Source organism: Bradyrhizobium genomosp. III (assembly GCF_000261705.1).
Lineage (GTDB): Bacteria > Pseudomonadota > Alphaproteobacteria > Rhizobiales > Xanthobacteraceae > Bradyrhizobium > Bradyrhizobium ottawaense.
Window position 1 is genome coordinate 1 of the sequence record NZ_AJQF01000026.1, and the last position, 21,509, is coordinate 21,509.

General features: G+C 65.5%; 22 protein-coding genes. 9 read left to right on the top strand and 13 right to left on the bottom strand.

What is annotated here, in order from left to right:
- Window positions 1-75: 75 nt before the first annotated feature.
- The gene (locus tag IC66_RS0102310; RefSeq protein ID WP_018317542.1) at window positions 76-333 is read right to left on the bottom strand and encodes a hypothetical protein; all 258 of its coding nucleotides are present in this window, start codon (window positions 331-333) and stop codon (window positions 76-78) included.
- Window positions 334-646: 313 nt separating this feature from the next.
- Between IC66_RS0102310 and ndk the strand changes: the two genes are divergently transcribed.
- Window positions 647-1,069: a nucleoside-diphosphate kinase gene (gene ndk, locus IC66_RS0102315; protein WP_018317541.1), complete on the top strand. Its 423-nt coding sequence runs from the start codon at window positions 647-649 to the stop codon at window positions 1,067-1,069.
- 44 nt (window positions 1,070-1,113) lie between these two features.
- The gene (locus tag IC66_RS0102320) at window positions 1,114-1,974 is read left to right on the top strand and encodes a TerC family protein (RefSeq protein WP_028144998.1); all 861 of its coding nucleotides are present in this window, start codon (window positions 1,114-1,116) and stop codon (window positions 1,972-1,974) included.
- A 6-nt stretch (window positions 1,975-1,980) separates the two neighbouring features.
- Here IC66_RS0102320 and IC66_RS0102325 read toward each other — a convergent pair whose 3' ends face one another.
- The 5 genes from IC66_RS0102325 to IC66_RS0102345 all read right to left on the bottom strand — a co-directional run bounded on the left by IC66_RS0102325 (window position 1,981) and on the right by IC66_RS0102345 (window position 8,073).
- Window positions 1,981-2,292: a DUF3240 family protein gene (locus tag IC66_RS0102325; RefSeq protein ID WP_028144997.1), complete on the bottom strand. Its 312-nt coding sequence runs from the start codon at window positions 2,290-2,292 to the stop codon at window positions 1,981-1,983.
- Entirely contained in the window at window positions 2,289-5,363 is a 3,075-nt protein-coding gene (locus IC66_RS0102330; protein WP_038946532.1) for an efflux RND transporter permease subunit, read from the bottom strand. The genes IC66_RS0102325 and IC66_RS0102330 overlap by 4 nt, the downstream gene beginning before the upstream one ends.
- Window positions 5,364-6,497: an efflux RND transporter periplasmic adaptor subunit gene (locus IC66_RS0102335; protein WP_049806442.1), complete on the bottom strand. Its 1,134-nt coding sequence runs from the start codon at window positions 6,495-6,497 to the stop codon at window positions 5,364-5,366.
- Window positions 6,498-7,222: 725 nt separating this feature from the next.
- Window positions 7,223-7,786 carry a cytochrome b/b6 domain-containing protein gene (locus IC66_RS0102340; protein ID WP_038946535.1) on the bottom strand — a complete coding sequence of 188 codons (564 nt, stop codon included), beginning with the start codon at window positions 7,784-7,786 and terminating at the stop codon, window positions 7,223-7,225.
- An 11-nt stretch (window positions 7,787-7,797) separates the two neighbouring features.
- Window positions 7,798-8,073 (bottom strand): PepSY domain-containing protein, encoded by a 276-nt coding sequence (locus IC66_RS0102345; protein ID WP_028144993.1) that lies wholly within the window; start codon window positions 8,071-8,073, stop codon window positions 7,798-7,800.
- A gap of 133 nt (window positions 8,074-8,206) precedes the next feature.
- On the opposite strand from IC66_RS0102345, the gene IC66_RS0102350 reads away from it, so the two are divergent.
- The 3 genes from IC66_RS0102350 to IC66_RS0102360 are packed head-to-tail and all read left to right on the top strand — an operon-like array spanning window position 8,207 to window position 10,574.
- Complete coding sequence (locus IC66_RS0102350; RefSeq protein WP_038946536.1) at window positions 8,207-8,533, top strand: PepSY domain-containing protein; 327 nt, start codon at window positions 8,207-8,209, stop codon at window positions 8,531-8,533.
- Window positions 8,533-9,198 (top strand): response regulator transcription factor, encoded by a 666-nt coding sequence (locus IC66_RS0102355; RefSeq protein ID WP_028144991.1) that lies wholly within the window; start codon window positions 8,533-8,535, stop codon window positions 9,196-9,198. Before IC66_RS0102350 ends, IC66_RS0102355 begins: the two co-directional genes overlap by 1 nt.
- A complete protein-coding gene (locus IC66_RS0102360) occupies window positions 9,195-10,574 on the top strand; it encodes a sensor histidine kinase (protein WP_038946537.1) in 1,380 nt (459 codons plus the stop codon). The genes IC66_RS0102355 and IC66_RS0102360 overlap by 4 nt, the downstream gene beginning before the upstream one ends.
- Before the next feature lie 106 nt (window positions 10,575-10,680).
- On the opposite strand, the gene ppx is transcribed toward IC66_RS0102360, so the two are convergent.
- The 4 genes from ppx to IC66_RS0102380 form a co-directional block, all read right to left on the bottom strand.
- Window positions 10,681-12,183 (bottom strand): exopolyphosphatase, encoded by a 1,503-nt coding sequence (gene ppx, locus IC66_RS0102365; RefSeq protein WP_028144989.1) that lies wholly within the window; start codon window positions 12,181-12,183, stop codon window positions 10,681-10,683.
- A 15-nt stretch (window positions 12,184-12,198) separates the two neighbouring features.
- A complete protein-coding gene (locus IC66_RS0102370) occupies window positions 12,199-14,391 on the bottom strand; it encodes an RNA degradosome polyphosphate kinase (RefSeq protein ID WP_038946539.1) in 2,193 nt (730 codons plus the stop codon).
- Between the two features lie 158 nt (window positions 14,392-14,549).
- The gene (locus tag IC66_RS0102375) at window positions 14,550-15,227 is read right to left on the bottom strand and encodes a DnaA ATPase domain-containing protein (protein WP_038946540.1); all 678 of its coding nucleotides are present in this window, start codon (window positions 15,225-15,227) and stop codon (window positions 14,550-14,552) included.
- A gap of 111 nt (window positions 15,228-15,338) precedes the next feature.
- Window positions 15,339-15,881 carry a CDP-alcohol phosphatidyltransferase family protein gene (locus IC66_RS0102380; protein ID WP_025035876.1) on the bottom strand — a complete coding sequence of 181 codons (543 nt, stop codon included), beginning with the start codon at window positions 15,879-15,881 and terminating at the stop codon, window positions 15,339-15,341.
- A gap of 157 nt (window positions 15,882-16,038) precedes the next feature.
- Here IC66_RS0102380 and purM point away from each other — a divergent pair, with 157 nt between their 5' ends.
- Complete coding sequence (gene purM / locus IC66_RS0102385) at window positions 16,039-17,112, top strand: phosphoribosylformylglycinamidine cyclo-ligase (RefSeq protein ID WP_028144986.1); 1,074 nt, start codon at window positions 16,039-16,041, stop codon at window positions 17,110-17,112.
- Between the two features lie 14 nt (window positions 17,113-17,126).
- Window positions 17,127-17,780, top strand: coding sequence for a phosphoribosylglycinamide formyltransferase (gene purN, locus IC66_RS0102390; RefSeq protein WP_038946541.1), 654 nt, complete (start codon window positions 17,127-17,129; stop codon window positions 17,778-17,780).
- Between the two features lie 16 nt (window positions 17,781-17,796).
- Here purN and IC66_RS0102395 read toward each other — a convergent pair whose 3' ends face one another.
- Window positions 17,797-18,081: a hypothetical protein gene (locus tag IC66_RS0102395; RefSeq protein ID WP_038972947.1), complete on the bottom strand. Its 285-nt coding sequence runs from the start codon at window positions 18,079-18,081 to the stop codon at window positions 17,797-17,799.
- Between the two features lie 28 nt (window positions 18,082-18,109).
- Window positions 18,110-18,316 carry a cold-shock protein gene (locus IC66_RS0102400; RefSeq protein WP_007591938.1) on the bottom strand — a complete coding sequence of 69 codons (207 nt, stop codon included), beginning with the start codon at window positions 18,314-18,316 and terminating at the stop codon, window positions 18,110-18,112.
- A 378-nt stretch (window positions 18,317-18,694) separates the two neighbouring features.
- Between IC66_RS0102400 and IC66_RS0102405 the strand changes: the two genes are divergently transcribed.
- The gene (locus IC66_RS0102405; RefSeq protein WP_038946543.1) at window positions 18,695-19,828 is read left to right on the top strand and encodes an autotransporter outer membrane beta-barrel domain-containing protein; all 1,134 of its coding nucleotides are present in this window, start codon (window positions 18,695-18,697) and stop codon (window positions 19,826-19,828) included.
- A 10-nt stretch (window positions 19,829-19,838) separates the two neighbouring features.
- On the opposite strand, the gene IC66_RS0102410 is transcribed toward IC66_RS0102405, so the two are convergent.
- Entirely contained in the window at window positions 19,839-20,879 is a 1,041-nt protein-coding gene (locus IC66_RS0102410; protein ID WP_038946545.1) for a LysR family transcriptional regulator, read from the bottom strand.
- A 70-nt stretch (window positions 20,880-20,949) separates the two neighbouring features.
- On the opposite strand from IC66_RS0102410, the gene IC66_RS0102415 reads away from it, so the two are divergent.
- The coding region (locus tag IC66_RS0102415; RefSeq protein WP_038946546.1) for a hypothetical protein at window positions 20,950-21,509 on the top strand (560 nt) is incomplete at its 3' end.

Below are 21,509 nucleotides of genomic sequence, written 5' to 3' on the forward strand. Positions count from 1 at the left end.
GCGGGGGGATCGCCGGGGCTTCTCTTGGAAGGCAACCAGGGGGTCGGTAGCCTTTAAGTTAAGGTGCTGTCGGGCTCAGTAGCAGCGGTTGATCATCCGCCAGCGGGGTCCCCAGGGGGTCGGGACCAACCGGCGCACATAGCAGCCGCCATAACCGTAGGAGACGGGGGCATAGAAGCGCGGACCGCCCCAGCCATGGCCGCGGTGCCAGCCACCGCCGCCGCCGTGCCAGCCCGGGCCGCCACCGTGCCAGTGGGCGGAAGCCGAGGTCGGCGCCAGCGCGGCACCCAGCGCAACCGCAGCGACGGCGGCAAGCGAAAGTTTCCTCAACATGGTGATCTCCTCAATACTGCCGGCGCGGGGCTATCGCGTCCGATGGAAAGGCCGCCGAAACGGTCCGCCCGTGATCGGGCTTCAGTTTCGATGGGGCCAACCCTACGCCGGCAAGGCTGAACCGAATCCTGACAGGGGCTTCAGATTGGGTTCATCTGGGTGAAATTGTCGTAATCCAGGTTGAAACCGCATCCTCCGGTCCTGCGGCGAAGCGCCTGTGACGTCATACCGGCGATCGCTTGCCGGATGGCAAAGGCGCCGATATAAGCCCGGCAACTCGACAACCACCGCTTTTCTTCCCAAGGACAAGATTATGGCCATCGAACGCACTTTCTCGATCATCAAGCCCGACGCGACCGCGCGTAACCTGACCGGCGCCGTCAACGCCGTGATCGAAAAGGCGGGCCTGCGCATCGTCGCGCAGAAGCGCATCCGCATGACCAAAGAACAGGCCGAGACCTTCTATGCCGTCCACAAGGCGCGGCCGTTCTTCGGCGAGCTCGTCGAGTTCATGACCTCGGGCCCGGTCGTCGTCCAGGTGCTGGAAGCCGAGAACGCCATCGCCAAGTACCGCGACGCGATGGGCGCGACCGATCCGTCGAAGGCCGCCGACGGCACCATCCGCAAGCTCTACGCCAAGTCGATCGGCGAGAATTCCGCGCACGGCTCGGATGCGCCGGAGACCGCCGCGATCGAGATCGCGCAGTTCTTCTCGGGCAACGAGATCGTCGGCTGATCCATCGGCTGATAAGTTAAATCGACGGGGCGAAAGGACGTATTGTGAGCTGGCTCTGGCAGATCTTCGATCCCGCAACGATCGGGGCGTTCTTCACCCAGTTTCGCAACGAGATGGCCGAACCGACTTTCTGGATTGCGGTCGGCAAGATCATCTGGATCAACATCCTTTTGTCCGGTGACAACGCGCTGGTGATCGCGCTCGCCTGCCGCGGCCTCTCGCCGCGACACCGCCTGTGGGGCATGATCTTCGGTGCCGGCGCCGCGGTGCTGCTGCGGATCATCTTCACCGGCATCGTCGCAACCCTGATGGAGTTGCCGTACCTCAAGCTGATCGGCGGACTCGCGCTGATCGTGATCGCGGCCAAGCTGCTGGTGCCGGAACATGAGGACGAGGACGACGTCGACGCTGCCTCGCATCTGTGGCAGGCCGTGCAGATCGTCGTGGTCGCCGACATCGTCATGAGTCTCGACAACGTCATTGCGGTCGCAGCCGCCGCCAATGGCAGCGTGCCGCTCCTGATCCTCGGCCTTGCCATCAGCGTGCCGCTGATCGTCGCCGGTGCGGCGCTGATCATGGCGCTGCTCGAGAAGCTGCCGGTGCTGGTCTGGGCGGGTGCTGCGCTGCTCGGCTGGATCGCGGGCGAGGTGATGGCGACCGATCCCGGCGTCGCGCCCAAGCTGCACACGCTGTTCGACGGTCCGTTCGGTGCCGCGCTCGACTCGATGCTCGGCGCCTTGCGCATCCCGCCGCAATTCGGCCATGGCGGGGCGGGGGGCGAATATTTCTGCGCAGCGCTCGGCGTCGTCGTCGTGCTGGTGGTCGGCACCATCTGGCGCCGCCGCAAGCTGACCGCCGCGGCGCTGGAATCGTCCGAGCGGCACGCCAGGGCGTCGGCGGAGTAGGCCCGCTCAGTCGATCGTGCCGAGTTCCGTCACGGGTATCGTCCAGTAGACCAGCTTGGTTCCGGCGAACGAAACCCGCAGACGGTCGAGCAAGCGGCCGGCATCTGTCCCTGCGAGCACCACCTGCACGACGGCCTGATCGGCGTGGCCTTTCACGCGCTCGGCGGCCGTATGCAAGCGGATCTCAGTGCCGTGACCGGCTCCGTGCGATGCCGTGAATCCCGAAACCAGGTCGGTCTGCTCAGTGAGATAGTCGAACACCTCCTCGCGGAGGAGATGCGGCACAATCAGCGTCAGACAGACCGGCTGCTCGATCATTTGGCCACCTTCGACGATCCGCCATAGCGGCGATACAGAATCGGCAGGAGAATCAGGGTGAGCAGGGTGGAGGACAGCAGTCCTCCGATCACGACGATTGCGAGCGGTCGCTGCACTTCGGAACCCGGGCCGGAGGCGAACAGCAGCGGGATCAAGCCAAGCGCAGTGATGCTCGCGGTCATCAGCACGGGGCGAAGCCTGCGCATGGCGCCTTCGACGACGATGCGATCCTCGGGAAGGCCGTGGGCACGGAGCTGATTGAAGTAGGAGACCAGCACGACGCCGTTGAGCACGGCGATGCCGAGCAGCGCGATGAACCCGACCGAAGCCGGCACCGACAGGTACTCGCCCGTCACGACCAGCGCGAAGACGCCCCCGATCAGGGCAAACGGGATGTTGACGAGCACCAGCAGGGCCTGGCGGATGGCACCGAATGTTGTGAAGAGCAGCACGAAGATCAGGCCGATCGCGACGGGGACTACGACGGATAGGCGCGCGGCAGCGCGTTGCTGGTTCTCGAACTGCCCGCCCCAGGTCAGCCGGTAACCGTTCGGCAGCGGGAGTTCGGTCGCCACCTTCTGGCGGGCCGCTTCGACGAAGCCGACCATGTCGCGACCGCGGACGTTGGCGCGCACCACGCTCATGCGAGCGCCGTCCTCGCGGTCGATCTTCACCGGACCGTCTACGCGTTGGATACGGGCGACCTGCGATAGCGCGACGTGCTGTCCGGAGGCGAGCGTGAGCGGCAGGCTGGCCAGCAGCGTTGGCGCTTCCCGCGTCGTCTCGCTGCCCCGGACGAGGATCGGCGTGCGGCGTCCGTCCTCGAGCGCGGTCCCGATGGTCCGGCCCTCGATCTGCGTCCGCAGCGAGTTGACGACGGAATCCACGGTCAGGCCGAAGCGTCCGGCTTCCATGCGGTTGACCGCAACCGTGTAGTATTGAGCGCCTTCATTCAGCGTGGTGTAGACGTCCTCGGCACCGTCGATGCTGGACAGGATCGCCGACAGCTTTGCCGCGGTTTCGTTCAGCCTGGCGATGTCGGGGCCGAAGATCTTGACGGCGACGTCACCGCGCACGCCGCTGATCATCTCCTGCACGCGCATGTCGATGGGCTGGGTGAAGCTGAGCGAGATGCCGGGAAAGCCGGTGAGGACCTCGCGAAGCTTCTGCAGCAGGGCTTCGCGATTGTCGGTCGCCCGCTCGGCGGCCGGCTTGAGCACCAGGAACGTGTCGGTCTGGTTGGGGCCCATGGGATCGAGGCCGAGCTCGTCCGACCCGGTTCGCGCGACGATGCCGGCAATATCAGGTACGGCCAGAAGCGCGGTCTGCAGCCTTGCATTCATCGCTAGCGACTCGTCGAGGTTGACGGACGGAAGCGTCTCGACGCTGACGATGACGTCGCCTTCATCCATGGTCGGCATGAAGGTCTTGCCGAGCTGGGTATAGGCGAAGCCCGCCGCGACGAGGCCGATCAGCGCCGCAGCCATCACCTTGCGCTCGTTGTTGAGGGCCCAGTCCAGTGCCGGCGCGTAGATCCGTTGGGCCGCACGCACCAGCAGGGGATCGCGATGTGACGCCGACTTGAGCACGAAGGAGGTTGCGACCGGGATCACGGTGAGCGCCAGCAGCAGCGAGCCGGCCAACGCGAAGATGATGGCCAGCGCGACCGGGATGAACAGCTTGCCCTCCAACCCCTGCAGCGTCAGCAGCGGGACGAACACGATGATGATGATGAGCACACCCGAGGCGACCGGTTCCAGGACTTCGCAGACCGAACGGTAGATCAGGTGGATCAGCGGAGTGGCCTTGTCCGGGGCGTGCTTGCCGAGGTTGCCGACGATGTTCTCGACCACGACGACCAGCGCGTCGATCAGCATGCCGATCGCGATCGCAAGTCCGCCGAGGCTCATCAGATTGGCCGACATTCCCACCACGCGCATGACGATCAAGGCGATGACGATGGCCAGCGGCAGGCTGAGCGCGATCACCAGTGAGGCCCGCCAGTTGCCGAGGAAAAGCAGCAGAAGGACGATGACGACGGCGGTGGCCTCGCCGAGGGCACGCACCACGGTGCCGACGGCGCGGTTGACCAGGCGGCTGCGGTCATAGAACACGTTGATCGACACGCTCTTCGGCAGCGAGGGTTGCAGCTCCGCGAGCCGAGCACGCACGTCACGGATCAGCTGACCCGCGTTGGCGCCGCGTAAGCCGAGGACCAGTCCCTCGACGGTTTCGCCGCGGCCGTCCGCCGTGACGGCGCCATAGCGGGTCAGCGTCCCGACTTTGACGCTCGCGACGTCGTTGACCAGGATCGGCACGCCCTCGCGGGTGTCGACGACGATGGCCTTGATGTCCTCGATCGACCGGATGCTGCCTTCGATTCGAACCAGAGCGCTGTCCTCGCCCTGGTTCACCCGTCCGGCGCCGTCGTTGCGGCTGTTGGCTTCGATGGCCCGGCGAAACAAATCGTAGGAAATGCCGCGCGCGGCCAGCGCATCGTTGCGCGGCACGATCTCGAAGGCGCGGACATAGCCGCCGAGCGCATTGACGTCCGCAACGCCGGGGACGGTCCGCAAGGCCGGGCGGATCACCCAGTCGAGCAGGGTGCGGCGTTCCGCGAGCGACAGCTCGGGACTGTCGATCGTGAACATGAACATCTCGCCGAGCGGGCTCGTGATCGGCGCCAGACCGCCGCTCACCCCGTCCGGGAAATCGCGCGAGATGTTCGACAAGCGCTCCGAGACCTGGTTGCGCGCCCAGTAGATGTCGGTGCCGTCCTCGAAATCGACGGTGATGTCTGCCAGCGCGTATTTCGTGGTCGAACGAAGCACCTTCTTGTTCGGCAATCCGAGCAGTTCGAGCTCGACGGGAACGGTGATGCGCTGCTCGACCTCTTCGGGAGTGAGGCCCGCCGCCTTCATGATGACCTTGACCTGAACCGGCGAAACGTCAGGAAAGGCATCGATCGGCAAGCCGGGCAGGAGGACAGCGCCGGCGCCGATCACCAGCAGCACGCCGAGCATGACGAACAGCCGCTGCGACAGTGCGAACGCGACCAGGCGCCGGAGCATTTACTGCCCCAGTCCGGAGAGGATGCCGCGAAGCGCCGAGATGCCGCCGATCGCGATCTCATCCCGGGCCGAGACGGCGCCCGCTACGACCACATGGTCCTGATCTTCCGCAAGCAGCTTGACCGGCACCAGCCGGAAGCCGCCGTCAAAGGCGACGAAGACCGACGTTTGCTCGCCCCGCCGGACTAGCCCGCTGTAAGGGATCTCCCAGGCGCTTTCGCCGGTCGAGAGAAATCCGATGCGGGCCGCGGTGGTCTGGCCGGGATGCAGCTCGCCGTCGTTGGGGACTTCCGCGCGAACCAGAATAGTCTGGGTGGCAGGATCGATGGTCTCTGAGACCAACACGACCTTGCCCGGGGTGGAATAGCCCTCGATCTCGACTTTCGCGCCGGTACGGATCGCTCGAATATTGGCGGCAGGGACCGCGATTTCCGCCCATAGCGGCGAGAGCCGCGCCAACTTGACGAGCGGTGCGGATTGTTCGAGCCGCTGCCCTGGTGACACCGCGAGTTCGACCACGGACGCGGCTTGCGGTGCATTGACCGTGAGCGTCCCGCTGATCGCCGCTTGCTGGGCCAGCCGGGAGATTGCATCGTCGGACATCCCGCTCAGATGCAGCATCTGACGCCGTTCGGCGACGACGAGGGCGGCCTGGCGCGCTTCGGCCTGGCTGGCCTCCAGCACGCGTTGCGGAACGGCCTTGCCCTCGAACAGATCCGCATTCCGATTGAGTTGCTGGTTGGCGAGATGCTCCTGCGCGATCGCGTGCAGATAGTCGCGTTGCTGGGAGACGAAGCTCGGACTTTCCAGAGTGACCAGCGGCTGGCCGGCCGTGGCGCGGTCACCGCGCCCGACCAGGAGAGTGGCGACCATGCCGGCTACCGGCGCGCTGACGACCCACAATTGTTGCGTCGGGATGACGACCTGGACGGGATAGGGCAGCGTCAGATCGGTCCGGCTCGCGACCGGATGGGTCACGCGCACCCCGAGATTGCGCGCCTGCGCATCGCTCAGCTTCACCTCGTCCTGTGCCATCGACACGGAAGGTAACAAGCTCAATGCAATGGCGATGAGCGTACGAGCGAGCGTGCCGCCAGAGAAGGTGAGAAGGAGAGGTCCGTGGCGGACTCGCATGAGGAATGTCCCGCATTCGCCGGCGAGCGAAGCGCTGCTCGATTGCAGGTTTCGCTTAACCCACCAGCGCGTTGGGGCGTTGATCTGTCTCAAGCGGGCCCACCACTTTGGAAGGCTGCTCGCCGTCCCGGGAGGGCTTCGGTTGATCTTGCTCAATTCCGTCCCAGCCCGGGAAGCTAGGCTGGCTTTGCATCCTTCGGAGAGGCGGCCGTGAGACCAACAAGATTCGCGTCGATCCTGGCAACCGGCTTTGTCGCGCTGGTTGGGCTTGTGCAGCCGGCACTCTCCCATAGCGGAACGGCGCAGGACCCCTGGAGTTCTGCGCACATCGAAATGCTGCCGCCTGAAATCCGAGCGGACGTGCGGAAATGGGATGCCGCGTGCGGCGCGCCAATCGCCGCTGCCCAACGCTTTGCTCTTTATCTGACCGTGCCGGGCGCTCAATTCCTGGCTCTCCATTTTGACGACTTTCGTTGCCGCAACAGGGCAGTTTATTGCGGGTCCGCAGGGTGCCTGCACGAGGTGTATGTCTCGAAAAGCGGGCGTTACAGACGTGTGCTTTCCGTGCACGCTCATGACGTTCGGCTGTCTTCTTCCCACGATCAGGCCGTCGTTGAAGTCGTGGACGGGAGGGGCACGAGCCGCACGCTGTGGTGGAACGGAAGCCGATTTGTCGGCAGATGAGCGTTTGAGAAGCCTTCGTGCCGGGGCATCCCCGGGCTCGCTCATGACGGACGCTTCCTCCCGGTGATCATCGCCTTCACCAGGCTCTCGCGGTGCTCGAAGCTCGCCACGAGGACGCCAAGCACATGGACGACGACGAGGCCGATCGTGAGGTTGGCGAACGCCTCATGGACCTCTTCCACCCATTTTGCTCCCCAGAAGCTGCCAATCGTCATCATGTAACCGGAGGTGCAGGTGCCGATCAGCATGACGATCAGCGCCACGACCATCGTGCCGCCGGCAGGATTGTGGCCGAGATAGCGTGGCGCCCTCAGCAGCGCCACGTCGCGCATGTAGGCGAGCACCGCGCGCGGCGAGCGCACGAAGTCGCTGAAGCGCGCATGGCGCGGCCCCACGAAGCCCCATAAGATCCGTAGCGCGAGCAACCCCGCAATCGTGTAGCCGGCGGCGATATGGACATTCTCGATCTCGTCACCGGTCGCATACGCGAGCAGAAACAGCCCGGCCAGCGACCAATGGAACACGCGCACAAAGGGGTCCCAGACCTTGACGGTGGCCGGCGGCTTCTCGCTGCCGGCCACCGTCGCATCGTGAATCGAGCTCATGGCGCGGCCTCTTACAGCTGACCGACGATCTGGCCGCTGGTCGGATCGACGAACAATTCGACCCGGCTGCCGGACTTGTCGATGGTGTAGAGTTCGCCGCAGGCGTTCTTGAGCTTGGCCTTCTGGACTTTGTAGCCCTGGGCTTCGACCTTGGCCTGCAGTTGTTCGAGCGGCAGCCAGCTTGTCTGCGGCGCCGCAGTGCAGGGACGCCCGAGGCTGCCGGCATGAGCGGTCGCGGTGGCTGCGAGCAAGGCGGCGGTCGCGATGAAGATGGTGATGTTGCGCATGGTTCTCTCCGGCTTGTGGCGCCCGGCCGCGTCATGCGGCGAGGCGATGGACGGACACTGGCAGAAGAGCGCTGACGGCCACCTGTTGATCCACGTCAGCGTTCTGTCAGGTCGATTAGGGCATTCTTTGCGAATGCAGCCCGCCAGCCTCCTGGGATTCCTCGCGGTGCCATTGCTGGCAGGGGTCCTGCTCGCGCCGGTGCCTGCCGCAGCAGGCGGCCACGATAAAGGCGCGCCCGACGCGGTTCGCCGTGCAGTCGAGGCGGGTGAGATCAAGCCGCTCGCCGACATTCTCGCATCCATTCGCGGCAAGCTGCCGGGTGAGGTTGCCGGCGTGGAGATAGAGCGCGAGCGTGGCCGCTGGATCTACGAGTTTCGCGTCGTCGACGACAAGGGCCGCCTCTACGAGGTGTACGTCGATGCGCGCAGCGGCGAGATCGAACGCGTCAAGGAGAAGTGATGCGCCTGCTGCTCGTGGAGGACGACCGACGGATCGCGGCCGATGTGGAGAGGGCGTTACAAGCGGCCGGCTATGTGGTCGAGACCGTCCGCAACGGCGAGGAAGCCTGGTTCCGCGGTGATACCGAGGACTACGGCGCCGTCATCCTCGATCTCGGCTTGCCCGACATGGACGGCCTGGCGGTGCTCAAGCGCTGGCGCGCGAACGGACGCTCCATGCCGGTGCTGATCCTGACGGCGCGCGGCAGCTGGGCCGAGCGCGTCGATGGTATCGACGCGGGCGCCGACGATTACCTGCCTAAGCCCTTCCGCATGGAGGAACTGCTGGCGCGGCTGCGCTCGATCGTGCGCCGCTCGGCAGGCCATGCCTCCTCACGGATCGTCGCCGGCGACGTCGAACTCGACGAGCGTCAGATGAAGGTGACGCTGCGCGGCGTACCCGTCGCGTTGTCGCCGTTGGAATATCGCCTGATCGCCTTTCTCTTGCACCACCGCGGCCGTGTGGTGTCGCAGCACGAGCTCGACGAAAACGTCTATGGCCACGGCGAGGACCACGAGTCGAACGCGCTCGAGGTGCTGGTCGGCCGGGTGCGCAAGAAGCTCGGCGCCGATCTGATCGAGACCAGGCGCGGCTTCGGCTATCTGATACCGGAGACGACGCCGTGAGCTGGGGCTCGTTGCGGCTGCGACTGGTGGCCGGCGGCGTTGTGGCCATCCTGGTTGCGCTGACCATTGCCGGCGCCGGGCTGACGCTGCTGTTCGAACGCCACGTCACGCGCACGATCGGCAGCGACCTCGACATCTATTTGAAGCAGCTCGTCGCGGGTATCGACGTCGATGCCCAGGGCAAGCTGGTGGTGGGCCGGCCGCCGGCCGATCCGCGTTTTGCCGACCCGCTTTCGGGCCTGTACTGGCAGGTATCGGACGACGGCGGTCAGGTGCTGCGTTCACGTTCGCTGTGGGACACGGCGTTGGACCTGCCGCAGGACGAGCCGTCGCCTCGCGAATTGCACCGTCACGTCATCCCCGGGCCGGCGAACGCGCGGCTCCTGGTCAGTGAACGCCGCGTGGTGCTCACCGTGGGCGACCGCCGCGTCCCGGTGCGCGTCGCGGTGGCGGCCGATCTTGCCCGCGTGTCGGTCGCCGCCTCGCAATTCGCCAGGGATCTGGCACTGGCGCTCGGCCTGCTGGGGCTGGTGCTGGCGGCGGCCACCTCGATCCAGGTCGGACTGGGCCTACGTCCGCTCGATGCACTTCGCCGCGGCGTCGCCGACGTCCGCTCAGGCCAACGCAAGCATCTCCCCGTCGACGTCCCTGCCGAGGTGAAGCCGCTGGTGGAAGAGGTGAACAATCTGATCGACGCCCAGGAAGGCGAGATCGAACGTTCGCGCAGCCGCGCCGCCGACTTGGCGCATGGGCTGAAGACGCCGCTCGCCGCGCTCGCGGCCGACGTCGCGCTTTTGCGTCAGCGAGGTGAGCAGGACGTTGCCAAGGCCATCGAAGCTGTCGCCGACGCGATGAGCCGTCATGTCGACCGCGAGCTGGCACGCGCCCGGGCGCGAGGCACGGCACGACAGCGTGGCGGTATCTCCACGCCCCTCAGACCGCTTGTCGAGTCCCTGATACTGACGCTGGCGCGCACGCCTGCCGCGCAGAGGCTTGAATTCAAGTCCTGCATAACGGGCGAACCGAGCGTGCCGCTCGATCGCACCGATCTGGCCGAAGTGCTGGGCAATCTCCTGGAAAATGCCGCCCGTCACGCCAAGAGCCAGGTGCGCATTGGCGCGGATGCCATTGCGGGCCCGGCGATCACGGTCGAGGACGACGGGCCGGGCATCGCGGCCGCCGAACGTTCGCGCGTGCTCGAACGCGGTGCGAGACTGGATGAGCGCGGCGAGGGCGCCGGCCTCGGCCTCGCGATCGTTCAGGACGTGCTCAGTGCCTATGGATGGCTGCTTGTCCTCACCGATTCCGAGCTCGGCGGACTGAAAGCCGTCATCGCGCCAGAGGGCAGCCGCGATCGAACGGCCGCTGCTGGTTGAAGACCCTAAAGCGCGATGCGATTAGGATGAAACGTCATCGCTCTTCAGGTTGTTGTTTGAGCATGATCTTTTCGGAAAACCGCTGCGCACTTTTCCGGATCATGCTTTAGCGCCGCACGATCGAGCCGGCGCGGCTGACCAGGCGGGCGAGTGCGCGGAAGCGGCTGCCTACGCGGTCGGCGACGAGGTCGCCGAGGCGGTGCTCGAACACCAGCATCAGCTTGCGGCCCTGGCTGCGGAAATGCGTGGCCGGCAGCACGCCCGGGCGCGCCGCCGAGATCAGATGCGCGACGCGGAACGCCGCGCCCAAGAGGCGCGCGCGTTCGAGCTGCGCCGGCGTCAGCAGCTCCTGCATGGTGACCGGCGGCTGGTTTTCCTCGCTCAGGCCCGCATAGCGATAGAACACCGACAGGCCGACGAAGGCACGCTCGGTGTGGGTGATCGCGCCGAAATTGCCGTTGACGACGAGGCTCAGCGTCTGCTCGCCGCGGTGATCGGGATGCACGCGCCAGCCGATATCGGACAGCAGGCACGCGGTGTGGCGCAAGCGGCGGTCCTCCTCGGTCTCGCGCAGCTTCACCACACGCGCGAGGCGGTCGGTCCAGGCGATCAGCTCGTGGGCGTGCTTGGCCGAGCGCGACAGCAGCTGGTTCAGCTCTTCCGCGGCGCAGATCAGGCCGTCCTTGTTGCGTTCCGGCTCCGACAGCTTCTCGTGCAGCAGGCCCTCGCGCACGCCGAAGGTCGAGAACACGATCGTCTTCGGCTTCGCCACCCGGATGATGTGCTCGAGCACCAGCGCCGCATAGGTGAGAAGGGGGCGGCGGGCATCGGCGACGCTCTCGATGTCGGCGAGCATGTCCGCGGCCGCCAGGCGACGGAGACGACGCGAGAAGTCGAGCGCTTCAGCCGCCGACAGCGAGTAACCGTGCATCACCTGGAGCGGATAGCCGCTCTGGATGATGTGAATGCGCGCCAGCGCGCGCCAGGTGCCGCCGACGGCGTAGAAGGTGCGGCCGCTGCCGGCGGTGAGCTGCGGTACCTCGTCGAGCTCCTCGCGCACGATGCGATCCGCGCGCTTGAGCGATTTATGCGCGAGGTCCTGCAGCGCGAGGCCCCCCAGCGGCAGCGTCACGCCGCTGCGCACGCTGTTCCTGCGCACGTCGATCAATTCGAGCGAGCCGCCGCCGAGGTCGCCGACGATGCCGTCGGGATGATGGATGCCGGAGATCACGCCGAGCGCCGACAGCCGCGCCTCGCGCGGGCCCGAGAGGATCTCGATCTTCACGGCGCAGATGCGCTCGGCCTTCGCGATGAAGTCGGGGCCGTTGGAAGCGTCGCGGCAGGCCGCGGTCGCGATCGCGAACACGCGCCCGACCTGCATCACACGGCACAATGCGCGAAAGCGCCTCAGCGAGGTCAGCGCCTTGTCGACGGCGTCGGGCGCGAGCAGACCGGTGCTCTGCACCTCGCGGCCGAGGCCGCACAGCGTCTTCTCGTTGAAGATCGGAATGAGGCTCCGCGTCAGCCCCTCGTAGACGACGAGACGGACCGAGTTGGAACCGATATCGATGACCGCGACGCTCGAGCCGCGCTTGCGCGGCCGCTTCACGTCGAACATCCCTGATCAGGATTGATGGCGTTCGTTCCGGCGCGTGAGACGACGCGGCGAGGATTCCTTGAGCGACTTTCCACGGCCAGACAGACTCGGATTTGTCATGAAGTAGTTGTGGACGTTGAAAGGCTCCTCGCCTTTCGCGGTCTTCATACGCGTTGAGGACCCGTCCGGCAACAATTGCCAGCTCTGCTCATTGTCCTTGAGATTCGCGACCATGATCTGTTCGAGAACCTGCTGATGCACCGTCGGATTTTGCAGCGGACACAGCACCTCGACGCGGCGGTCGAGGTTGCGCGGCATCATGTCGGCGGAGGAGATATACACAGCCGCTTTGGTGCTCGGCAGGCCCTGGCCCATGCCGAAGCAGTAGATTCGGCCGTGTTCCAGGAAGCGTCCGATGATCGACTTGACGCGGATGTTCTCGGACAGGCCGGGAATGCCGGGGCGCAGGCAGCAGATACCGCGCACCACGAGCTCGACCTGCACGCCGGCCTGGGAAGCCTCATAGAGCGCGTCGATGATGTCGGGGTCGACCAGTGCATTCATCTTCATCCAGACCGCACCGTGGCGGCCGTGGCGCGCATGCGCGGTCTCGCCCTGGATGTGCTCGATGATGCGCTTGCGCAGGGTCAGCGGCGACACCGCCATCTTCTCCAGATCGCTCGGCGCGGCATAGCCGGTGATGAAATTGAACACACGCGCGGCGTCGCGGCCGATGGTCGGATCCGAGGTGAAGTAGGAGAGGTCGGTGTAGATGCGCGCGGTGACCGGGTGATAATTGCCGGTGCCGGTATGGACGTAAGTCGTGAGGCTGCCGCCCTCGCGGCGCACCACCATCGAGAGCTTTGCGTGCGTCTTCAGTTCGAGGAAGCCGTAGACGACCTGCACGCCGGCGCGTTCGAGGTCGCGTGCCCAGCGGATATTGGCTTCCTCGTCGAAGCGCGCCTTCAGCTCGATCAACGCGGTGACGGATTTGCCGGCCTCGGCGGCTTCCGCCAGCGCGCGGACGATCGGCGAGTTGTTGGAGGTGCGGTAGAGCGTCTGCTTGATCGCGACGACATCGGGGTCGCGCGTGGCCTGCTGCAGGAACTGCACCACCACGTCGAAGGATTCGTAGGGATGATGGACCACGAGGTCCTTCTGCCGGATCGCGGCAAAGATGTCGCCGCCATGCTCGCGCACGCGCTCGGGGTGGCGCGGCACGTAAGGGGTGAATTCGAGATCGGGCCGGTCGAGGCGGGTGAGCTGCGAGAGTTCGTTCATCGCTTGCACGCCGTCGACCAGGAACACCTCGTCATCGGCGGCCGACAGCGCGTGCTGAACGAAGTTGCGCAGCTCCTCCGGCATCTTGGCGTCGATCTCGAGCCGGATCACCGATCCGCGGCGGCGGCGCTTCAGCGCGGTCTCGAACAGGCGGACGAGGTCTTCCGCCTCTTCCTCGATTTCGAGCTCGGAGTCGCGGATGATGCGGAAGGCGCCCTGGCCGTGCAGATTGTAGCCTGGGAACAGGCGGTTGATGAACAGGGCGGTCGCCTGCTCCAGCGAGATCAGCCGGACGGCCTTGCCCTCGGTCGGCAGGCGGATGAAGCGGTCGATCTTGCCGGGCATGCGGATCAGCGCGTTCATCTGCTTGCCGTCGGCGGCGCGGGTGAGCTGGAGCGCGATGGTGAAGCCGAGGCTCGGGATGAACGGGAAGGGGTGGGCCGGGTCGATCGCCAGCGGGGTCAGCAGCGGGAATACGTTGCTGAGGAAGTAGTCCTCGATCCAGGTCCGTTCCGCCTTGGTGACCTCCTTGCCCTCGACGAGCACGATGCCGACATCGGCCAGCGTGCCGCGCAGGTCGCGCCAGATCGCCTGCTGGTCGGAGGCGAGCTCGGAGACGGTGCGGTTGATCAGCGCGAGTTGCTCGGATGGCGTCAGGCCGTCGGGGCTGCGTTCGGCAATGCCCTCACGCACCTGGGCCTTGATGCCGGCGACGCGGACCATGAAGAACTCGTCGAGGTTATTCGCCGAAATCGACAGGAATCGCACCCGCTCCAGCATGGGGTGGCTGTGATTGACCGATTCCTCCAGGACGCGGCGGTTGAAATGCAGCCAGGAGAGCTCGCGGTTGATGAATCGCTCGGGACTCGATGCGATCGCCGGCAGGCTCTCGGTCTCTGGGGCTTTTTCTTTAGTTTCAACAGCTTGCGCAGAGTCCATCAGAAGTCGGTCCATCCAGTTCGCCCCAATTTGCGACTTATGCGCAAAACCGGCCGGAGCATGTGTTAGAGCGATGACGTTTCGATGACATTGATGTTCCGCCGGTTCGCCGCGTCAAGCGGGCTTGGCGTGGGTCTGGAGGCGGCCACGGAGGCCGATCAGGCGTCGCGGAGCAGCTCGGCGGCCAGCGCCCGGGTGACCGGGCGGCCGAGCCTGAGGGCTTCGCTGTCGAGCAGTTCCACGGCCTGGCGGGCGGCGGCCGAGGACCGCTCCAGGCGGGTGGCGAGGTAGCCGACCACGCTCTCGTCCACGGTGAGCTGGCGGTCGGCGCAGAATTTGACGATCAGGCCGCGGAACAGCTGGTCGTCGGGCGGTAGCAACGCGACCACTGGAACGGCGCGCAGACGCGAGCGCAGGTCGCGAAGCTCGATCTCCAGCGAGGCCGGCACCTCGCGTCCGGTGAACAGGACGTAGGCGCCATCCTCGCGGGCGAGGTTCATCAGGTGGAAGAGGGCGCGTTCGTCAACTTCCCTGGCCTTGAGATCCTCGACCACCAGCGCGCCGGTGGCGAGCGTGCCCGGGACCCCCGCAGCGGTCAGCGCATTGGCCGTGGTGGAGCGGGCCCCTGATGCCTCGGCCCAGATCGCGGCGAGATGGCTCTTGCCGCTTCCTTCGGGACCGGCCAGCCACATGATCCGGTTCGGCCATTCCGGCCAGCTGTCGATCAGGCCGAGACCGGCCGCATTGGCGGGGCCTTCGAGGAAATTGTCCCGGCTGAGGCTCTCCGCATGCGGAAGCGAAAACGCCAATTGTCGGGGGTGAACGCGGCCTGGCACGCTTGCTTTGCTCCATGCCGGCGCGCCGGCGTCATTCGAAGAGGTCGGACGTATCGAGCGGGAGTTGGCCTTTTACGGGGCCGCATCGCCTCTCATTTGGCCTCGATCGTGCTACTTGGCCTCGATCGTGCTCATGTGCCGCAGCCACTCGACCAGATAGAGCGACACGGAGGAGAGTGTGAAGACCGTGACGAGGCCCATCAGGATGATATCATAAGGGGCCGGCTTGAAGCCGAAGGCAAGCGCTGCCAGCACGAGCGCCGCGAACGCCACCTGTGCCACGGTGTTGAGCTTTGACACTTTCGACGGCTTCATCTCGACGGGCCGGTCGAATAGCCAGGACACGATCACGGCGGCGACGATCATGATGTCGCGCGAGACCACCAGGATCACGATCCAGCGCGGAATTGCGCCCCAGATGCCCAGCGCCATGTAGATCGAGACCAGCAGCGCCTTGTCCGCGAGCGGGTCGAGCAGGGCGCCGAGCTCGCTCGTCATGTTGAAGCGCTTGGCCAGGAAGCCGTCCACGGCGTCGCTGATACCGGCGATCAGGAAGACGGCGAACGCGACCTCCATTTGGCTCGACACGATGGCCCAGACGATGATCGGGACCAGCATGATGCGGCCCAGGGTAATGATATTCGGAATACTCACGAAAGCGCTTCCCGGCACCCGGTCTGACCTCGAATCCGGCCTCTCGGGAGGCTGAACCGGTTGATATCTCTACATAGTATACGGCGGTGCGCCATGCGAGCCATTGCGCGTCCCCGGAATTCGACGTAACCAGCCGCGAACCCACTGGAAATCGGGCATGACCGACCGCAAAAACGGCCTCACTTACGCCGATTCAGGCGTCGATATCGATGCGGGCAACCGCCTGGTCGACCTGATCAAGCCGATGGTGCGCGCCACCGCACGGCCGGGCGCCGACGCCGAGATCGGCGGTTTCGGCGGCCTGTTCGACCTCAAGGCGGCCGGTTTCAAGGATCCGGTCCTCGTGGCCGCGACCGACGGCGTCGGCACCAAGGTCAAGATCGCGATCGAGACCGGGCTGCATGGCGGGATCGGCATCGATCTCGTCGCCATGAGCGTCAACGACCTCGTGGTGCAGGGCGCCGAGCCGCTGTTCTTCCTGGACTATTTCGCGTGCGGCAAGCTCGATCCGGAGGCGACGGCCTCGATCGTCGCAGGCGTCGCGGAGGGCTGCCGCGAATCCGGCTGCGCCCTGATCGGCGGCGAGACCGCCGAGATGCCCGGCCTGTACAAGGACGGCGACTACGACCTCGGCGGCTTTGCCGTCGGTGCTGCGGAGCGGGGCACGCTGCTGCCGCGCAAGGACATCGCGGCCGGCGACGCCGTGATTGGCCTCGCCTCGTCGGGGGTGCATTCCAACGGCTTCTCGCTGGTGCGCAAGATCGTGGAACAATCGGGCCTCGGCTTCGAGGCGCCGGCGCCGTTCGCCCCGGTCATGACCCTTGGCGGCGCGCTGCTGACGCCGACGAAACTTTACGTCAAATCCTGCCTGCGCGCGATCCGCGAGACCGGCGCGGTGAAGGGGCTCGCCCACATCACCGGCGGCGGCTTCACCGACAACATTCCGCGCGTGCTGCCGAACAACCTCGGTGTCGGCATCGATCTGGCCCGCCTGCCGGTGCTGCCGGTGTTCAAATGGCTGGCCGCGCAGGCCGGCATCGCCGAGCTGGAGATGCTGCGCACCTTCAACTGCGGCATCGGCATGATCGCGATCGTCGAGCCCGACAAGGTCGACGAGGTCATGCAGGTCTTCACCGACGCCGGTGAGACCGTGGCGCAGCTCGGCACCGTGATCCCGGCCGAGGGCGAGCACCGCGTCGTCTATAACGGCCATCTCGACATGGCACTGTAATGACTGGCGCTGTGATGAAGCGCCGCGTCGCCATCCTGATCTCCGGCCGCGGCTCCAACATGTCCGCGCTGATCAGGGCCGCAAGCGCGGCGGATTTCCCGGCGGAGATTTCGCTCGTCATCTCGAACAAGGCCGATGCGCTCGGCCTTGAACGGGCCAAGGCAAGCGGCGTGAACACGCTGGTGATCGAGAGCAAGCCGTTCGGCAAGGACCGCGCCGGTTTCGAGAAGGTGCTGCAGGCGGCGCTCGACCAGCACGGCATCGAGCTGATTTGTCTGGGCGGCTTCATGCGCCTGTTCACGGCCGAGTTCACCAGGGCATGGTACGGGCGGATGCTCAACATCCATCCCTCGCTGCTGCCGTCCTTCCCCGGTCTCGACCCGCACGGCCAAGCCTTGCGCGCCGGCGTCAAGCTGTCCGGCGCGACGGTGCACTTCGTCATCCCCGAGACCGATGCCGGCCCGATCGTGATGCAGGGCGCGGTTCCCGTCGGCGACCACGACACGGGCGATACGCTGTCGGAGCGCATCCTCGAGGTCGAGCACCGCATCTATCCGGAAGCGCTACGTCTGCTCGCGACCGGCAAGGTCCGGATCGAGGGTGATGTGTGCAAGACGGCGGGGAGCGCGGCGTCGGAGAATTTTCTGGTTGCGCCGGTGGTGCGCTAGGCGGGGCCTGCTGGACTCAGGCGCCGCGGAATAGCTCATCCACCGGTTTGTCGATCGGGCGGGGCTGATCGAATACACCCGCGAACGTCTCGTCTGAAAGTTCCGAGCCGAAAACATCGAAGGCAGTTTGCACCCCGATATCAATGCGCGCGGTATCGCGCGCAGAATCTGGACGCAAGTATTCGTCAGTCGTTATCGATGGCCGCTTGGTGGCGATAGTCTTAGCTCCAGGCAACTGCTCTTCGGTATTATGTCGTCCAATACAAACAAAATCCCCCGGCAGAGCCGGGGGCAACGTCATGATCTCTCGCGCTTTGGCTCGAGAGATATCAGGAGACCTTGAGGTTCTCCGCGGATGCTTTGCCGCGGTTCTCCACGAGGTCGTATTCAACCACCTGGTTCTCGTTGAGGGTCGAGAGTCCGGCACGCTCGACGGCGGAGATGTGGACGAACACGTCCTTGTCGCTGCCGTTCGGCTTGATGAACCCATAGCCCTTGGTCGGGTTGAACCATTTGACGGTGCCCTTTTGCGGCATCGCTAGTCTCCTCCACTAGATATAAAAAAGACGCGGCCGCTTTTCGCGTGCCACGCCACAAACGGGCTTCCGGGAGTCTGTTCGAGTCTTGAATCTCAATGTCGCGAAACGCACAGCAGAGCGGCCAATTCCGATTGTGTCCAACATTGCAACATGAAAATCGCCCGTTAGCAAGCTGCGCGTAAATTTCAAGACGGGCGGATTGTGCCGTTCTGCAATTTCCGACCTGTGGCCGCGGAACCACAATCGAGGGCAATAGCCTCGGTCACCGCGGGCTAAGCGGTTGACCCTCCGTGGCAGTTCGGCACAAATCGCGACATGCGTGCGCCGCGCGTGTTGCATTTTTGCGCGCCGCCATTTGCTTCGGGATTTGTCGTCATGTGCTGCACATCGCAGCCCTCCGGGACACGGCAGACGATCGGGCTGGACCGCGTCCGCAGGGTCGCGGCAGCGATCGCGACGGCGTTTGCGATCGTCGTGATGTCGGCCACGTCGCCAGTCTTCGCGCAAAGCCCGACGCCTACGCCGACCCCGACGCCCACGCCGTCGCCCACCCCGATCCCGTCCCCGTCGGCCGGCAACGCCGCGCTCGATCTCGGCTCGAATTTCCTGGAGCGGCTCGGCAACCGGGCATCGAACGGTTTCGACCGGGCGTTCCGGTCCAATCCCGGTGGCGGCGGCGCGTCCGCCAGCACCGAAGACCCGCGCTACCGCACCTGGTTCGAGGGCTACGGCATCTCAGTCCGGACCGATGCGCAAGGCGACTTCGTCGGCGACAGGCGCAAGACGGTTGGCGGCGTCGCAGGCTTCGGCGCGCGCGTGGCCCCGGGCGTCAATCTCGGCTTCTCGGTCGACCAGAGCCACACCGACATCGACGTGCCGCTGGCGCTGCAGTCGGCCACGCTCGACCTGACGCAAATCGGCTTCAACGGCTCGGTCGACAAGGGGCCATGGACCTGGGCCTTTGCCGTGGTGCACGGTTTCGGCAGGGTCCGTTCCAGCCGCGACACCGGCCTTGGCCTTGCGACCGCGGGCTATCGCGCCGCGGTCGATGGCGCGCTGACCGAGATCAGCTATTACTGGACCAAGGACCAGATGCGCATCGTGCCCAAGGGCGCACTGGAATATGTGCGCGCCACCAGCGCGGCGTTCCAGGAGGCCGGCGGCCTCGACCCGCTCAACGTTGGTTCGACGGCGCTCTCACGCGCACGCATCATGATCGGGGCCGAGATCGGCCGCTACTTCATCATCGACCAGAAGATCCTGGACCTGTCCGGCTACGGCAAGTTCGTTGACAATTTCCACCAGGATCTGGGATCGGTCCAGGTCAGCCTCGGCGCCCAGAACATTGTCGTTCCCGGCATCGGCGAGAGCCGTTACGGCGTGGATGCCGGTGCCTCGGCTTCGCTCAGCCTGACCAGCGTCGCGCGGCTCTACGTCAATTACGACGGCAAGTTTCGCAACGAGCTGACCTCGCACCAGGGCACGGTCGGGTTCGAATATCGCTGGTAGGCGCAGCCTCCTAGGTCGGCGTCGCCGCGACATATCCCGTCAATCCAAAACCCTCGCGCGCCGCCGTCATCATCGGCACCAGCGCGTTCGGATGGATGAACTCGTCGCGGAAGCAGGGATAGGTCTTGGCATCGAAGATCTTCTTCAGCCAGTCGACCACGATCTTGTGGCGCTCGGAGGTGCGGAATTCCCGGTGATAGGTGAGCCAGAGATCGGCGTGGTGGCTGACGCCGAGATCGACGGCGATCAGCGGCGCGCCGAGCGCGATCGAGACCGTCGGCAGGAAGCCGATGCCGGCGCCGCGCTCGACGGCATAGAGCACGCCGACCGAGGAGTTGGTCTTGATCCCGACGATGCCCTCGAGCGACTTCAGTCCGAGCACGCGCGCGTAGGCGCCGTCGTCGACCTGCGGCGCGCTCTGCTTGATGATGCGGTGGTTCCTCAGGTCGGCCAGCGTCGCCGGCACGCCGTAGAGATTTTCGTACTCCTTGGAGACGAAGGGATAGATGTGCAGACGCCCGAGCTTGGCGACGATCAGATCCGGATTGGTCGGCGGCTCGAGCTGGATCGCGATGTCCGATTCAAGCCGTGCGACGTCGGCCTGCTCCATCGCGCAGCGCAGATCGACGGTGATCTTGCGGTAGGTCTTCTGGAAGTCGATCAGTCGCGGCAGGATCCAGAAATTGCCCGGGCCTTCCGTCACCGCGACGCGCACTGTGCCTGAGGTGTCGTTCGACGACCGCGAGGCGCGCCGGAAGACGTTGAAGGCATGACGCTCCATATGCGCAACGTCGGCGATCATCGCGGTGCCTTCATCGCTGAGCGTGAGCCCGCTCTGGTCGCGCAGGAACAGCTTGCAGCCGATGCTCTCTTCGAGCCGGTCGATCCGGCGCATCAGCGTCGTGGAGGTGAGCCCGAGCTCCTCAGCGGCGTTGCGAAAACTTTTATATTTTGCGCACGCTAAAAACAGTTTCAAATCGTCCCAGGACGCGCCCAGGGCTTCTTCACGGTGCTGCATCATAGCAGCACCCCGGTGCAATAACTGCTGCATACTCCTGATCCCCAGCCGCTAAGCTCGTCGGCATAGCGGGGCACGAAAGCCCGGACGATAGAGGCGCGATATGGCTATGGAAAGGGGCTCGTTTGCCGCAAGGCATGATTTCGATGCCTTGCCGCTGAGCCCGGATGTGGATGTCCGCTGCGCGCAATTGTCCGAAATTGCACCGCTTTCGCAGATGGCGCACCGGCTGGTGCCGGGCGTGCGGATCGGGACAGCCGAACTTGCGCATTACTTCACGTTCGATCCCCAGAGCATCCTGACGTTCCGCCGAAAAGGCGATCTCGTCGGCGGCATGGCTTTCCTGTTTCTCAATGACCGCGGGCACGATGCGCTGCTGCTCGACGAGATCTGCCTCGCCGCGCCCGAGACGCGCTATCTCGCTTCCGCGAACGAAGAGGTCGCTGCCATCTACATCTGGGCGATCGCGGCGACGGGACGCGGTATCGCCGGTCTCGGCAAGGCTGCAGCACATCTGCGACAGCTAAGGTTTCGCAGCGCCGATTGCTATGCGCAGCCGTCAACGGTGGCCGGACGCGACATCATGAAGGCGACCGGCTTTGCGCCGGTCCCGAGCTTCCAGCCCGACCTCTGGTGCTACGAGCGGCCCTGGCATCGGCAGCC

Coding starts and splice junctions, on each gene's coding strand:
- IC66_RS0102310 (WP_018317542.1), bottom strand. CDS start 333: ATGTTGAGGAAACTTTCGCTTGCCGCCGTCGCTGCGGTTGCGCTGGGT.
- ndk (WP_018317541.1), top strand. CDS start 647: ATGGCCATCGAACGCACTTTCTCGATCATCAAGCCCGACGCGACCGCG.
- IC66_RS0102325 (WP_028144997.1), bottom strand. CDS start 2,292: ATGATCGAGCAGCCGGTCTGTCTGACGCTGATTGTGCCGCATCTCCTC.
- IC66_RS0102330 (WP_038946532.1), bottom strand. CDS start 5,363: ATGCTCCGGCGCCTGGTCGCGTTCGCACTGTCGCAGCGGCTGTTCGTC.
- IC66_RS0102335 (WP_049806442.1), bottom strand. CDS start 6,497: ATGCGAGTCCGCCACGGACCTCTCCTTCTCACCTTCTCTGGCGGCACG.
- IC66_RS0102340 (WP_038946535.1), bottom strand. CDS start 7,786: ATGAGCTCGATTCACGATGCGACGGTGGCCGGCAGCGAGAAGCCGCCG.
- IC66_RS0102345 (WP_028144993.1), bottom strand. CDS start 8,073: ATGCGCAACATCACCATCTTCATCGCGACCGCCGCCTTGCTCGCAGCC.
- IC66_RS0102350 (WP_038946536.1), top strand. CDS start 8,207: ATGCAGCCCGCCAGCCTCCTGGGATTCCTCGCGGTGCCATTGCTGGCA.
- IC66_RS0102355 (WP_028144991.1), top strand. CDS start 8,533: ATGCGCCTGCTGCTCGTGGAGGACGACCGACGGATCGCGGCCGATGTG.
- IC66_RS0102370 (WP_038946539.1), bottom strand. CDS start 14,391: ATGGACTCTGCGCAAGCTGTTGAAACTAAAGAAAAAGCCCCAGAGACC.
- purM (WP_028144986.1), top strand. CDS start 16,039: ATGACCGACCGCAAAAACGGCCTCACTTACGCCGATTCAGGCGTCGAT.
- purN (WP_038946541.1), top strand. CDS start 17,127: ATGAAGCGCCGCGTCGCCATCCTGATCTCCGGCCGCGGCTCCAACATG.
- IC66_RS0102395 (WP_038972947.1), bottom strand. CDS start 18,081: ATGACGTTGCCCCCGGCTCTGCCGGGGGATTTTGTTTGTATTGGACGA.
- IC66_RS0102400 (WP_007591938.1), bottom strand. CDS start 18,316: ATGCCGCAAAAGGGCACCGTCAAATGGTTCAACCCGACCAAGGGCTAT.
- IC66_RS0102405 (WP_038946543.1), top strand. CDS start 18,695: ATGTGCTGCACATCGCAGCCCTCCGGGACACGGCAGACGATCGGGCTG.
- IC66_RS0102410 (WP_038946545.1), bottom strand. CDS start 20,879: ATGCAGCAGTTATTGCACCGGGGTGCTGCTATGATGCAGCACCGTGAA.